Consider the following 13,373-nt stretch of genomic DNA (forward strand, 5'->3'; position numbering starts at 1 on the left):
AGGGGCGGCCCAGGGTCTGTCGTGGGTGCCGGCCGGCCTCCAGGATCCAGCCCTCCCCCAGGCTGACGATCCGGTCGGCGGAGCTGCCTTCTACTCGTCCAGGGCGCGGGCGAGTTCCGTGGTGGCGTGGGCGATCTCGGTGTCGTCGTCGGCCATCAGGCTCTCGAGGGCGCCGCTCCTGGCCCGGACGGCCTGGCGGGCCTGGCGCTCCCAGACCACCGGGTTCTCACGGTGGTTGAGCAGCTTGGGGTAGACGGCCGCGGTGCTCTCCCACTGGCGGGCCCCGGCGATGCTCCTGAGCAGCTGGATGATCTCGGCCCGGCAGGTCACCTGCGGCAGTTGGGCGAGTTCCCAGAGGAAGGGGACGGTGGCCGCGGTGGCCTGCTCGACGACGAAGCCGTACTGGCAGATGCGCCGGCGCAGATCGACGAGGGCGGCGCCGGCGGTTTCGGGATCGCCCCAGGCGACGCTGTTGAGGAGGAGCGGGATCGCCGCCGCGTTGCCGGTGGAGTCCTGGATCTCGCCCCAGGGGACCCGGCTCAGTGCCGTGAGGGGCGTGGTGCGCGCCGCCCCGGCGGTGGGAGCGGGGCTGCTGGTGCGCTCGTGGCTCGGCTGGTCCGGAGCGGTGCGCATGGCGTGAGACCTTTCCGCGGCGGTCATGTCAGGGAGGAGGGGTGGTCGACAGCTTGGCCCAGACGGTCTTGCCGGCCGGGGGCCGCGAGGTCCAGCCCCACTCCTCCGCCAGGGCGTCGACGATGTACAGCCCCCGGCCGTGCTCCCGCAGGGCGCAGTCGTCGGTGGGGGTGTACGTGGGTGGTTCGTCCCCGGGGTCGGAGACGGTGACCAGCAGATGGCCGGGGCCCAGGGACAACCCCAGCCACACCTCGGCCGAGCCGTCCGCCGCGGGCCGGAGCACCGCGTGGGCCACGGCGTTGGCGGCGAGTTCGGTGATCACGAGGGTAGCGTCGTCGCTGCGGTGGCCCATCGACCAGCCGCCGAGGGTCTCGCGGGTGAAGGCACGGGCCCGGGCGAAGCCCTCCCCGCTGCACGCCACGAGTAACGCGGCGGAGACCAGGGGTCCGGCCGAGGGCGGGCGCCGGGAGCCGACGGGATCCGGGCGCCGCAGGGACACACCGGCCGTGCCCGCACCACCCGCCCCCGGCACAGCCTCGCCCGGCGGCCGGAGTACATCTTTCGCAGGTGATGACACGGCATCTCCCTGATGCGACGTCAAGACGGGGCGCAACCGCAGGGGTTGACGCTGGAGCTATTATCCACGCTGAAGGCGCCCGCGTGCAATTGCACGAGAAATTGCGCGAAGGACGGGTGGGGCCACGGAGGTTGTGGATGTGCGCCCCCTCCCGGCCGGGCGGCCGGGCGACACGGCTCGGCGCCGAACGTGAACAGCAAGGAGACAGCAGTGCCACGAGTGCAGAACGGAGTGCGGGCGAGCTCGCTCGACGCCCGCTGGGTCAAGAGCCGTCACAGCAACGCCGAGGGCAACTGCGTCGAAGTGGCCTCACTGGTCGACGGTGGTGTCGCGGTGCGCAACTCCCGCTACCCCGACGGTCCCGCGCTGGTCTACACACCGGCCGAGGTCGCGGCGTTCGTCGCCGGCGCGAAGGACGGGGAGTTCGACCACCTGCTGTGAGGCCGCGGGAGGGGCGCGCGAGGAGCGTGGGGACACCGGTCTCAACTCCCGTACGCCGACCGGCCTCTACGGAATGATGCGGTACGGCCACGCTGCGTGCGATAGTGTGAGTCGTCTCTGTGCCGGTTTACTGGGAGTCAGGATGTCTGCCGCGTCCCACCGCATCTCCCGCCTGGAACCGTACCTGGACCGGTCCGAACCGGCTCCCACGCTGCTGAAGATGCTGGTCGGCGTCCAGTTGGCGGGTTTCCGGGAGGATGCCGGGCTCGCCCAGGACCAGGCGGCGCGGGCCCTCGGGTTCAGCCCCGCCAAGCTGTCCCGCATCGAGTCGGGCAAGGGCCGCAGGCCCCCGTCGGAGAGCGACGTCCGCGCCCTCCTGGAGCTGTACGGCACCGAGGACTACGAGTCCTCGGTGCTCCTCAAGCTGCTCCAGCGCGCCGGGGAGCCCGGCTGGTGGCAGCGCTACGACAAGCGGCTGATGCCCGAGTGGTTCGACCGGCTGGTGGGCCTCCAGGAGGCGGCCGCGGCCATTCGTACCTTCGAGATCCAGTACGTCCCCGGCCTGCTCCAGACCCCCGACTACACCCGGGCGGTGGTGGAGCGCGGGCTGCCGACCGCGCCCGCGAGCGAGGTGAACCGGCGCGTCGAACTGCGCACCCGGCGCGCGGAGTTGCTCCTGCGCCAGGACGCACCTCAACTGTGGGCGGTCATCGACGAGTCCGTGCTGCTGCGGGTGCTGGGCAGCCGGGAGGTCATGCGGAACCAGCTCGCGCACCTCGTCGCGATGGCCCAGCGTCCCAACGTGACCCTGCAGATCATCCCGTTGGACGTGACCAACGCCTCCGCCCCGGCCATCCCGATCACCTATCTGCGGTTCGGCGGCCTCGATCTGCCGGACGTCGTCTATCTGGAGCACATCAAGAGCGCCAACTTCCTGGAGGACCGGGACGAGACGGAGGAGTACCGCCTCGCCCTGGACCGGCTGGCGGACGACGCGCTCGAACCCCGCGACTCGCTGGACCGATTGCGCGAGACCATCAACACCCGTTACGGCGGCTGACGCCCCGACGTCAGTGGCCGCGCCCGAACAGGGCGCTCCAGAGGAAGGGTTCACCGAAGCGGGGCGACTCGGGCGGTTCGTCGCGCCGTCGCCGACACACGTGTGCCCCTGGCGCCGGGCCTCCTCAGGTGGGCCAAGGGCATCCGTGTGCGGTCAGGTCAGACCAGGCGGCCGACTCCGCCGAACTCGATCCACTCGTGGGTGAGCTGGCGGGGGGCCACCTCGGAGTCGGGGCGCCAGGTGGAGACCTCCACGAGGCCCGGCTCCAGGATCTCCAGGCCGTCGAACCACTCGGCGACGTCCTTCGGCTCACGCACCCGGCCCCAGTGCCCCTGGGTCGCCTTGTCCATGAAGTCCGTGACGAAGGCCCGCACTTCGGCGTCCTCGCTGACCAGCTGGCACATCACCATGAAGCTGCCCGGTGCGAGCCGCTCGCGGACCCGGCGGGCCAGGGCGGCCGGGCCGTCGGTGTCGCTGTCCGGGATGCAGTGCATGACCGAGTTGAACAGCACGGCCACCGGCTGCGAGAAGTCGATCAGCCGCTTGGTGTCCTCGTGCTCGAAGATCGCCTCGGTCTCCCGCATGTCCGCGTGGATGACGGCGGTCCGCTCGTCCTGCTCCAGCAGCGCCCGGCCGTGCACCAGGACCATCGGGTCGTTGTCGACGTAGACGACGTGCGAGTCGGGGTCGATGCGCTGGGCGACCTGGTGGACGTTGTCCTGCGTGGGCAGGCCGGATCCGTGGTCGAGGAACTGACGGATGCCGTGCTCCGCGGCGAGGGTCCGCACCACCCGCTGGAGGAAGCGGCGGTTGTTCACGGCCAGCCTGCGGGTGCTGGGGACGACCTTGTCGAGTTCCTCGCAGGCCGCGCGGTCGGCCGCGTAGTTGTCCTTGCCGCCCAGATAGTGGTCGTACATGCGCGCGGCCGTGGGTACGGATGCGTCGATCGAGGTGGACAGCTTCTTACCGGTGCTCATCTTTCCCCCAGCTATTGCCGCCAACTGGCCTGGCAGGGCAGGGAGTCCATCCTAGAGACACCACGATCGCCGGTGCCAGTCCGCACACGGTCAAAGCCTGGTACGAACGACGTGGCGGACCGGGGGACGGCACCGGCGAGAGCACGTGGGGAGGTCAGGCGGCGTCCAGCTCCGCGAGTTCGTCCGCGCCGAGCACGAGGTCGGTGGCGGCGAGGGAGTCGCGGATGGTCTCCGGGCGGCTCGAACCCGGGATCGGTACGACGACCGGGGACTTGGCGAGCATCCAGGCCAGGCAGACGCGCTGCGGGCTGACGTCGTGCTTCTCGGCGATCCGCGCGAACGGGGCGTGGGCCGAGCCCAGTTCGCCCGCGCGCGAGATACCGCCGAGCGGGCTCCAGGGCAGGAAGGCGATGCCGAGCTCGTCGCACAGGCGCAGCTCCGGTTCGCTGGAGCGGAAGGCCGGGGAGAACTGGTTCTGCACGGAGACCAGTCGGCCGCCGAGGATCTCGTTGGCCAACCGGATCTGCTCCGGGTTCGCGTTGGAGATGCCCGCCATGCGGATCTTGCCCTCGTCGAGAAGGTCGCGCACGGCGCCGACGGACTCCTCGTAGGGGACGCGGGGGTCGGGGCGGTGGAACTGGTACAGCCCGATCGCCTCGACACCCAGCCTGGTCAGGGACGCCTCGCAGGCCTCCTTGAGGTGCCGGGGGCTGCCGTCGAGGGTCCAGCTGCCGTCACCGGGGCGCAGGTGGCCGCCCTTGGTGGCGACGAGGACGTCACGGCCCCGCTCGTGGGAGGCGAGCGCCTTGGCTATCAGGGTCTCGTTGTGGCCGACCTCGTCGGCGTCGCGGTGGTAGGCGTCGGCGGTGTCGATCAGGGTCACGCCCGCGTCGAGCGCGGCGTGCACGGTGGCGATGGAACGGTCCTCGTCCGGCCGCCCCTCGATGGACATGGGCATCGCGCCCAGGCCGATCGAGCTGACGTCGACATCACCGATACGGCGGGTGTGCATGGCCTTTGACCTCTTTCGACTGTCGAGCGGTAAGCGGACTCGCTCCAGCAGGCGGACGAGCTCGTTCCAGGGTGGCCGCCTTCCGACTCGAAGGTCCAATAGAAGAAAGAGAACGGATTCAGCGACCGGAGAACTGAATCGCGGTGGTTGCGCGGCGGCCACCCGCGTGTGACACGCTCACCTCGACCGCTCGGTGACGCCGTGGCCGGTCGTGGTGGGAATCGGCTGTGGTGAGAGAGGCGGCGGCATGCGTATCGGACTGCTCGGAACCGGTCCCTGGGCCCGGATGGCCCATGCCCCCGCGCTCAGTGCGCACCCGGACGTGGACTTCGCCGGGGTATGGGGCCGCCGCCCGGAAGCCGCCGAGAAGGTGGCCGACGAGCACGGCACACGCGTGTACGACGACGTCGACGCGCTCCTGGCCGACGTGGACGCGGTCGCCGTAGCCCTGCCGCCGGCCGTGCAGGCCGATCTCGCGGCGCGGGCCGCGCGGGCGGGGCGTCATCTGCTGCTGGACAAGCCGCTCGCCACGACGGTCGAGCAGGGGCGGGCGGTGGTCGAGGCCGTCCGGGAGACCCGGGTCGCGTCGGTGGTGTTCTTCACCTCGCGCTTCCTGACCGAGACCGAGGCGTGGATCGCCGAACAAGCCTCGGTGGAGGGCTGGTTCACGGGTCGAGCCGAGTGGCTCGGGTCGGTGTTCACCGGCGAGAGCCCGTTCGCGGACTCGCCGTGGCGGCGGGACAAGGGCGCCCTGTGGGACGTGGGCCCGCACGCCCTCTCGGTGCTGCTGCCGATCCTGGGCGAGGTCCGCGAGGTGGCGGCGGCCGCGCACGGCCCCGGGGACACGGTCCACGTGGTGCTGCGGCACGCCTCCGGCGCGTCGAGCACCCTGACACTGAGCCTCACGGCTCCGCCCGCGGCGGCGGGAGCGGGCGTGGAGCTGCGGGGCGCGGGCGGAGTGGCCCGGCTCCCCGAGTCGTCCGAGGGCGCCGTACCGGCCCTGATCCGGGCCACCGACGCCCTCCTCACCGCCACCCGCACCGGCCGCCCTCACCCGTGCGACGCCGCCTTCGCTCTGCGCGTCACGGAGATCCTGACGGAGGCGGAGGCGTTGCTGGAGCGGTAGCGGCAGCAGTGGAGCGGAGCCCTGGCGTCCACGTACGGGGACTCCCGGGAGGCCGGGATGACGGTCAATCCGCTTGCGTGGGAACGAAGTTCAAGCGTTCCCGCACCACCGGGTAACCCGCTTTGGTGAAGTTGGCGGCCATCGGGAAGTTGCCCTGGTCCGTCGCGGCGGAGACGAAGTCGGCGCCCCGGTCGGCCAGGTAGTGGGTGCACTCGGCGAGGAGGTCGTAGGCGTAGCCGTGACCCCGGTGTTCCGGGACGACCCCGATGAAGCCGACGCAGGGTCCCGACGGGTTGTGGGCCGGGATGTGGATGCCGGCCGTGTCGCCCTCGGGGGTGTATGCGATCTGCCACCACTCCCGAGGGGAGGGGCACCAGTGGAAGAAGTCGAGTTCCTCCTGGGCGGCCCGGTCGAGTCCGCCCTCCTCGATGGCCTTGAGGGCGTGCGCGTCGAGGGTGGCGGAGTGGATGCGGCGCAGGAGGCCGAAGAAGACGGCGTCGTCCGGTTCGGGGCGGAACACGAGGCGTCCGGGGCGCTCGGGCAGTCCGCACTCCGGGGTCCAGCGGTACAGGAAGCGCTCGACCATCAGCTCCTGCCCGGCCTTCCGCGCGGCGCTGAAGCAGGTCTCGGCGGCCGCTCGCAGCGCCGGGTCCTCGCGCCAGCCCGCGGGCAGGTTCATCTCCAGCTCGACCTGCCAGGGCGCGGTGCGCAGGAGTTCGGCGCCGGCCTCCTCCTCGCCTTCAGCCACGTCGAACCAGTTGATGTTGAGGGGCGCGGTGGCGTCGGGGCCGCCCCACCAGGCGCCGCGCGCCACCACCCGGCCGTCGCGCAGGGCCACGCGCTTCCAGTCGGGTCGGTGGCGGGTGAGCCGGTGGGACTCGCGGGCACCGAGCGGGTCGGGCAGGGCGTCGAACAGATGGGCGTCGCTCTCGTCGAGCGCGCGGATGACCAGGTCGGTCATGGGTGGGTTCCTCCGGGATGCGTACTGCGGGGGGCGCTCCCGGTCAGACGAGGCACGCCGGGACGACGGAGAGGGAGCGCTGGACTGTCGTGGACTGCATGGCACTCGCCTCCTTCCGCTGGTCTCGGGGCGTGGCGGCTCACGCTACGGGATCAGCGAAGCGGCGTCCACCGGCTTTCGCGTTCAACTCCGTCGCCGGTGAGCCGACTTGACCGGTGCGTGAAGCCGTGTTGAAGGGTGTTCCACCTGCGGGCCGCGTCCCGGAAGGGGGTCCGTGTTGACCGGTTCGGGGTGCGGCGTCCGGCGTGGCGTAGCAGCGTAGTGGTGTGAGCGGAGTGCGCGGCGGGTCGACGCGCCGCGACCGGGACGGGCGGACCTGGCTGCGGGGCGGCGCCCCGCCGCCCCGCTGGGTGCGGGTGCTGCCCGCCGCCCTGCTGGCCGGGGTGTGCGTGTCGACCCTGGTGAGCCCGGATCCGCTGGACATCGGGTTCCTGCTCGGTGCCATCCCGCCGCTGGCCGTGCTGTCGTACGGCCCGGGGGCGACCGCGGTGCTCGGCGTGCTGGTCCTGGCCGTGCTGAACATCCCGGCGTTCCGGCTGAACGATCCGGGTGCCGAGGACGCCCTGACCGTGGGCTTCGTAGCCGCTCTGAGTGTGCTCGTCTCCTACGTACGCAGTCGGCGTGACGCCCAGCTGGTGACCGAGCGCGCGGTCGCCGAGGCCGCCCAGCGGGCCGTCGTGCCGCCGCTGCCGGAGCGGGTGGGAGGCGTGCGGTGCGCGGGGCTGTACGTGGCCGCGCAGCAGGGGACGCTGGTGGGCGGCGACTTCTTCGACGTCCGGGAGGGCCCCTGCGGGGTGCGTGCGGTCATGGGCGATGTGCAGGGGCACGGGCTGTCGGCCGTCGCGACCGTCGCCTCCCTGCTGGGGGCCTTCCGGGAGGCGGTCCTCGACCGGCCGGATCCCGAGTCGGTGGCGGCGCGGCTGGACCGCAGGCTGGTGGTGGACTCCGCGGCCGTACGGCACTCGGAGCTGTTCGCGACGGCGGTGGTGCTGGAGTTCGGCGGTGGCGCGAGCGCGGTGCGGATCGTGGCGTGCGGTCAGCCCGGCCCTGTGCTGCTGCGGGACGGGCGGGCCGTGGAGCTGGACGCCCCGGTGGGGACCCCGCTCGGCCTCGGCCTGTCCGACGGGGCGTTCCCGGCCGGGCTCACGGTCCCGCTGAAGCCCGGGGACCGCCTCTTCCTGGCCTCGGACGGCGTCTGGGAGGCGCGGGACTCCGCCGGGGCCTTCTACCCGCTGCTCGACCGGCTGGTCGCGTTCTCGGCCGACGGCCCGGACGGCCCGGTGCCGCTTCCGGTGCTCGCCGAGCGGGTGTGGACCGACCTCGTGCACTACGCCCCGGAGCTCGACGACGACGTCACGATGCTCGTTCTCGCGCCCGGCCCTGTCGATCCCCGCTGACCGCCCCGTCGGTCTCGTGCTCCCCCTCGGCGTCGATGTGCGGGAGGATCCGGTCCAGCCAGCGGGGTGTCCACCAGGCGTGCCGGCCCAGCAGGGTCATGACGGCCGGGACCATGAGCAGCCGTACGACGGTCGCGTCGATCAGCACGCTCACGGCGAGGCCCAGTCCGAGCATCTTGACCACGATGTTGTCGCTCACGATGAACGCGGCGAAGACGCTCACCATGATCAGCGCGGCGCAGGTGATGACCCGCGCGGTGATCTCCAGGGCGTGCGCGACGGAGGCCTTGGCGTCCCCGGTGCGCAGCCAGGCCTCGTGGACGCGGGAGAGCAGGAAGATCTCGTAGTCCATGCTCAGTCCGAAGATGATCGCGAACATCATCATCGGCACATAGCTCTCGATGGGCACCTTCCCGGAGACGCCGAGCGCGGGGCCGCCCCAGCCCCACTGGAAGACGGCGACGACGACGCCGTAGGACGCGGCGATGGACAGGACGTTCAGGACGGCCGCCTTCACGGCGACGAGCAGCCCGCGGAACACCGCGAGGATGACGAGGAAGGCGAGGGCGACGACCACTCCGATGATCAGCGGCAGCCGACTGGAGACGATGTCCCGGAAGTCGACCTGGGCGGCCGTGGTGCCGGTGACGTAGCCCTTGGCGTCGGTGCCGGAGACCGCGGCGGGCAGGGTGGTGTCGACCAGACGGTTGGTGAGGTCGGTGGTGGTGGCGCTCTGCGGGGACTCCTTGGAGTAGACGGTGGCGATCAGGACGTCCCCGTCCTGGGTGGGGTTCAACTGGGTGACCGTGGCGGCGCCGGGCACGGCGTTCAGGGTCTTCTGCGCCTGTGCGGACAGGTTCGAGCGCTGCGAGGACGGTACGGAGGTCTGGTCGATGACGACGGTGAGCGGCCCGTTGGAGCCGGGTCCGAAGGCGTCGGTCATCAGGTCGTAGGCGCGCCGGTCGGTGAAGGAGGTCGGGTCGGCGCCGTCACCGATGTGGCCCAGCTGGATGGAGAACAGCGGGATGGCGAGGATCGCGACGGTCGTCACGCCTGCGGCCAGGAACTGCCACGGCCGCCGCTCGACCCGCTGGGCGTAGCGGTGCCACGTGCCGTGCGGTGTCTCGCCCTCGGGGGCGTCCGTCTCGGCGACCGGGCGGCGTACGTGGTAGCGGTCGATGCGTTTGCCGATCAGGCCCAGCAGGGCCGGGACCAGGGTCAGGGCGCCCAGGACCGCGGAGACGACGGTCACCGCGGCGGCCACTCCGAGTTTTCCGATGAACCCCACCCCGGACGCGGACAGTCCGGCCAGGGCGATGATCACCGTGCAGCCGGAGACCAGGACGGCCCGTCCGCTGGTGGCGGTGGCCCGGCCCGCCGCCTGCACCGGATCCTTGCCGTCCATGAGGCTCTGGCGGTGCCGGGTGATCTGGAACAGCGCGTAGTCGATCCCGACGCCGAGTCCGATCATCGTGGCCAGGGTCGGCGAGACGGTGGCGAACGTGAACGCCGCGGCGAGCAGGCCCAGGCAGGCGAGTCCGCCGATCACGCTGATCAGCGCCGTCACCAGCGGGATGCCGGCGGCGATCACGCTGCCGAAGCCGATGAGCAGGACGACGATCGCGACGGCGAAGCCGATCAGCTCGCTGATCTTGTCGTTGGCGGCGGGCCGGGCGAGTTCGCCGAGCGGTCCGCCGTACTCGACGTCGGCGCCGGCCGACCGCAGGGGCTGTACGGCGCTGTCGACACCGTGCAGGTAGCCGTCGCCGAGGGTGGAGGGCTGGACGTCGAAGCGGACGGTGATGTAGCCGGTCTTCCCGTCCGAGGAGACCGGTCCGACCTTGGAGGCGGGCACGGAGAGCGGGTTCTGGGCGGACAGGACGTGCGGGAGCTTCTGGAGGTCGCTGACGGTCGTGGACATCTGCGAGCCGAGCGAGCTGAGCGCCTTGTCACCGTCGTGCAGGACGATCTGGCTGCTGTAGCCGCCGGCCGCGGGGTCGTGCTTCTTCAGGACGTCGAGGCCCTCCTGGGACTGGACGCCGGGGAGGGAGAAGTTGTCGGAGTAGTCCCCGCCGAAGGAGCGGTTCAGGGCCTGGAGGGCGACCAGGGCCACCAGCCAGGCCACCACGACGATCACGAAGTGCCGGGCGCACCACTCCCCGAGTCTGCGCAGAACGCCCCTCGGTGCCTGGGCCTGCTTCTCCGTGCTGTTCCGGCTGGTCGTGGACATGGCGTCGTCTTCCCTGCCGTCCCCGAGTGCTCAGTACCCCCATTACACGCCTGCCGCATCACCGGGGCATCCCGAAGGCGTGTTGCCGGGACGGCTCCGGATGCAGGGTCGGCCCGGGCGTTGAATGGTGATATCGGACCCGTTGACCTCACCGGGGCCGCATCGCTTTCCGGATCCGAGGAGCCGAGATCATGCCGACGTCACAGCCCGACGCGTCCGGGTCCTTCGAGGACCGCGCCACCCCGGACGCCCTGCTCCACGCCCGTACCGGCACCGAGGTGTCACCGGAGGACCTCGTCCTGGCCTCGGGCAAGGACATCACCCCGCACAACCTGGAATGGGCCCGGCGCAAGCTGGCGGCGGAGGGCCCGGCGGCACTGGACAAGCTGCTGCCGTAGCGGGGGCGGTGGACCTGGCTGTCGTGCGGCAACCCGCCACCGGTCGTCTGACTGCCGGGCCGGCGTACGCCGTTGTCGTGCGGCAGCCGGATCCGGCGCACCCACCGGCGTCCGGCAGGCGCATCCGGTGCAGCCCAGCGCCCGCATACGGTGCAGCCCAGCGCCCGCATCCGTGCAGCCCGCTGTCGTCGGGCGCGTGTCGTCGGGCGCGCGGGTCAGGATGTCGCCGTACCGCCGTGACTCACGCGCCAGGCACCGCACTTGGCCCTCCCGGACGGGGATGCCGGGCGAACTCGCCGCCGTTCCGGGGCCGGTTGGCCGCTCGGTCTTTCGGAAGGGGCCTTGCGGCTGCCAGACTTGCGAGGGTGCCCGACTTCGACATGCTCGTCATCGGATCCGGTCCCGGTGGCCAGAAGGCCGCCATAGCCGCGGCCAAGCTGGGCCGCCGGGTCGCCGTCGTCGACCGCCCCGACATGGTCGGCGGGGTCTCCATCCACACCGGCACCATCCCCTCCAAGACCCTGCGCGAGGCGGTGCTGTACCTGACCGGTCTCACCCAGCGCGACCTGTACGGACAGAGCTACCGGCTCAAGGAGGACATCACCGTCGCCGACCTGACCGCGCGCACCCAGCACGTGGTCGGCCGCGAGGTCGAGGTGATCCGCAGTCAGCTCTCCCGCAACCACGTCGCCCTCTACGGCGGCACCGGCCGCTTCGTCGACGACCACACCATCGCCCTGCGCGAGGTCACCGGCCAGGAACGGCTGCTCAGCGCCGAGCACATCGTGATCGCCACCGGCACCCGGCCCGCCCGGCCCGACAGCGTCGAGTTCGACGGCCGGACCATCATGGACTCGGACAACGTGCTGAACCTGGAACGGGTTCCGCGGTCCATGGTCATCGTCGGGGCCGGTGTCATCGGCATGGAGTACGCGTCCATGTTCGCCGCGCTCGGCAGCAAGATCACGGTGGTCGAGAAGCGCGCCGGGATGCTCGACATGTGCGACGTCGAGGTGATCGAGTCGCTCAAGTACCACCTGCGGGACCTCGCGGTGACGTTCCGCTTCGGGGAGACCGTGGCCGCGGTCGAACGCCATCCCCGCGGCACGCTGACCGTGCTGGAGAGCGGCAAGAAGATCCCGGCCGACGCGGTGATGTACTCGGCCGGCCGGCAGGGGCTCACCGACGGCCTCGACCTCGACAAGGCGGGCCTGTCGGCGGACCCCCGCGGGCGGATCACCGTGGACGAGCACTACCGCACCGAGGTGCCGCACATCTACGCCGTCGGCGATGTGATCGGCTTCCCGGCGCTGGCGGCCACCTCGATGGAGCAGGGCCGGGCGGCGGCCTACCACGCCTGCGGCGAGCCGGTCGGGCAGATGCACAACCTCCAGCCGATCGGCATCTACACCATCCCGGAGATCAGCTTCGTGGGCCGGACGGAGGATCAGCTCACCGAGGACCGGGTGCCGTTCGAGGTCGGCATCTCCCGTTACCGGGAACTGGCCCGCGGGGAGATCGTCGGCGACTCGCACGGCATGCTGAAGCTGCTGGTCTCCGCCGAGGACCGGTCCCTGCTCGGCGTGCACTGCTTCGGCTCCGGTGCCACCGAACTGATCCACATCGGGCAGTCCGTGATGGGCTGCGGCGGCACCGTCGACTACCTGGTCGACGCGGTGTTCAACTACCCGACGCTCGCCGAGTCGTACAAGGTGGCCGCCCTGGACGCCACGAACAAGCTCCGCCAGATCGACCGGATCGGGGACTGAAGCTCCTCCGGCGCCCGCCTCAGGAGCTTCTCCGGGGCCCGCGTCAGGGCGACTCGGGGTCCTCGATCACATGCATGGCGGCCTCCTCGGCACCGGCCGCGCCCGCGTCGATGCCCACGTCGGTGGCGACCTCCTCCTTGGTGGTGTCGGAGTGGGCGCCCTCGTCGGGGGCCACGAGGCGTCCGGCGCGCTCGGTGCCGGCCTCGGGATCGACCGGCTCGCCCTCGCCGCCGGGCAGGTCGCCCACGCCGTCGCCGACGGGCTCGGCCGCCTCGGGGACCTCCTGGGCGAGGCGCTGGTCGAGGGTCTCGCCGTCGTGCTGCTCGGCCGCGGTGGTGCCGTACCGGGTCACACCGAGGGGCTTCTCCGGCGGCGAGTAGCCCTCGTCGAGGGTGTCGTCGTAGGTCCGCTCGTCCAGGGCGTCCTGGAGGTCGAGCGGGGCCGCGTCCTCCTGCTCCTCGTTGGTGCCGGTCGGCTGGTAGACGTCGTCGGCCATCGGGTCGCCGGACATGGGCGTCTCCTTCGCGCATGGGGTTGATCCACGGTCCTGATCCGCGTTTCCCCGAACGCGCTGTCCAACCTCAAAAGGTGCGCGGAGCACGGCTTTCACCGTTTCGGAAGGTTACCCCCCAGTTAATCTTGAAGGGTCAAGGAATAGGGCTATCATCACACGCACACACGGAGTGACCGTCGGCCCACACAGCGATCGCGCGGTCCCCGCACCCCTCGATT

13 protein-coding genes are annotated in these 13,373 nt (G+C 71.5%); 6 read left to right on the forward strand and 7 right to left on the reverse strand.

Annotated features, from left to right (window positions below; translation table 11 throughout):
• Positions 1-90: 90 nt before the first annotated feature.
• On the reverse strand, positions 91-633 hold the full coding sequence (locus H295_RS0107335; RefSeq protein WP_020134694.1) for a hypothetical protein: 543 nt from the start codon (positions 631-633) through the stop codon (positions 91-93).
• 28 nt (positions 634-661) lie between these two features.
• A complete protein-coding gene (locus H295_RS0107340; protein WP_028809147.1) occupies positions 662-1,210 on the reverse strand; it encodes an ATP-binding protein in 549 nt (182 codons plus the stop codon).
• Between the two features lie 210 nt (positions 1,211-1,420).
• Here H295_RS0107340 and H295_RS0107345 point away from each other — a divergent pair, with 210 nt between their 5' ends.
• Entirely contained in the window at positions 1,421-1,651 is a 231-nt protein-coding gene (locus tag H295_RS0107345) for a DUF397 domain-containing protein (protein WP_028809148.1), read from the forward strand.
• Between the two features lie 142 nt (positions 1,652-1,793).
• Entirely contained in the window at positions 1,794-2,711 is a 918-nt protein-coding gene (locus H295_RS0107350) for a helix-turn-helix domain-containing protein (protein ID WP_020134697.1), read from the forward strand.
• 158 nt (positions 2,712-2,869) lie between these two features.
• Here the strand turns inward: H295_RS0107350 and H295_RS0107355 are convergent, their stop codons facing one another.
• Complete coding sequence (locus H295_RS0107355; RefSeq protein ID WP_020134698.1) at positions 2,870-3,688, reverse strand: SAM-dependent methyltransferase; 819 nt, start codon at positions 3,686-3,688, stop codon at positions 2,870-2,872.
• Positions 3,689-3,842: 154 nt separating this feature from the next.
• Positions 3,843-4,700: an aldo/keto reductase gene (locus tag H295_RS0107360; RefSeq protein WP_020134699.1), complete on the reverse strand. Its 858-nt coding sequence runs from the start codon at positions 4,698-4,700 to the stop codon at positions 3,843-3,845.
• 247 nt (positions 4,701-4,947) lie between these two features.
• On the opposite strand from H295_RS0107360, the gene H295_RS0107365 reads away from it, so the two are divergent.
• Complete coding sequence (locus H295_RS0107365) at positions 4,948-5,826, forward strand: Gfo/Idh/MocA family protein (protein WP_020134700.1); 879 nt, start codon at positions 4,948-4,950, stop codon at positions 5,824-5,826.
• Positions 5,827-5,890: 64 nt separating this feature from the next.
• On the opposite strand, the gene H295_RS0107370 is transcribed toward H295_RS0107365, so the two are convergent.
• Positions 5,891-6,787 carry a GNAT family N-acetyltransferase gene (locus H295_RS0107370; RefSeq protein WP_020134701.1) on the reverse strand — a complete coding sequence of 299 codons (897 nt, stop codon included), beginning with the start codon at positions 6,785-6,787 and terminating at the stop codon, positions 5,891-5,893.
• Between the two features lie 335 nt (positions 6,788-7,122).
• Between H295_RS0107370 and H295_RS0107375 the strand changes: the two genes are divergently transcribed.
• Positions 7,123-8,244 carry a PP2C family protein-serine/threonine phosphatase gene (locus tag H295_RS0107375; RefSeq protein WP_020134702.1) on the forward strand — a complete coding sequence of 374 codons (1,122 nt, stop codon included), beginning with the start codon at positions 7,123-7,125 and terminating at the stop codon, positions 8,242-8,244.
• Here H295_RS0107375 and H295_RS0107380 read toward each other — a convergent pair.
• Complete coding sequence (locus H295_RS0107380; protein ID WP_020134703.1) at positions 8,201-10,474, reverse strand: MMPL family transporter; 2,274 nt, start codon at positions 10,472-10,474, stop codon at positions 8,201-8,203. The two genes, H295_RS0107375 and H295_RS0107380, sit on opposite strands and share 44 nt — an antisense overlap.
• A gap of 191 nt (positions 10,475-10,665) precedes the next feature.
• On the opposite strand from H295_RS0107380, the gene H295_RS0107385 reads away from it, so the two are divergent.
• A complete protein-coding gene (locus tag H295_RS0107385; RefSeq protein ID WP_020134704.1) occupies positions 10,666-10,872 on the forward strand; it encodes a hypothetical protein in 207 nt (68 codons plus the stop codon).
• 365 nt (positions 10,873-11,237) lie between these two features.
• Positions 11,238-12,641, forward strand: a complete 1,404-nt coding sequence (sthA, locus tag H295_RS0107390; protein WP_020134705.1) for a Si-specific NAD(P)(+) transhydrogenase — start codon at positions 11,238-11,240, stop codon at positions 12,639-12,641.
• Between the two features lie 43 nt (positions 12,642-12,684).
• Here the strand turns inward: sthA and H295_RS0107395 are convergent, their stop codons facing one another.
• Complete coding sequence (locus tag H295_RS0107395; RefSeq protein ID WP_020134706.1) at positions 12,685-13,152, reverse strand: DUF5709 domain-containing protein; 468 nt, start codon at positions 13,150-13,152, stop codon at positions 12,685-12,687.
• Positions 13,153-13,373: the final 221 nt, after the last annotated feature.

It is taken from the genome of Streptomyces sp. 351MFTsu5.1 (assembly GCF_000383655.1).
Lineage (GTDB): Bacteria > Actinomycetota > Actinomycetes > Streptomycetales > Streptomycetaceae > Streptomyces > Streptomyces griseorubiginosus.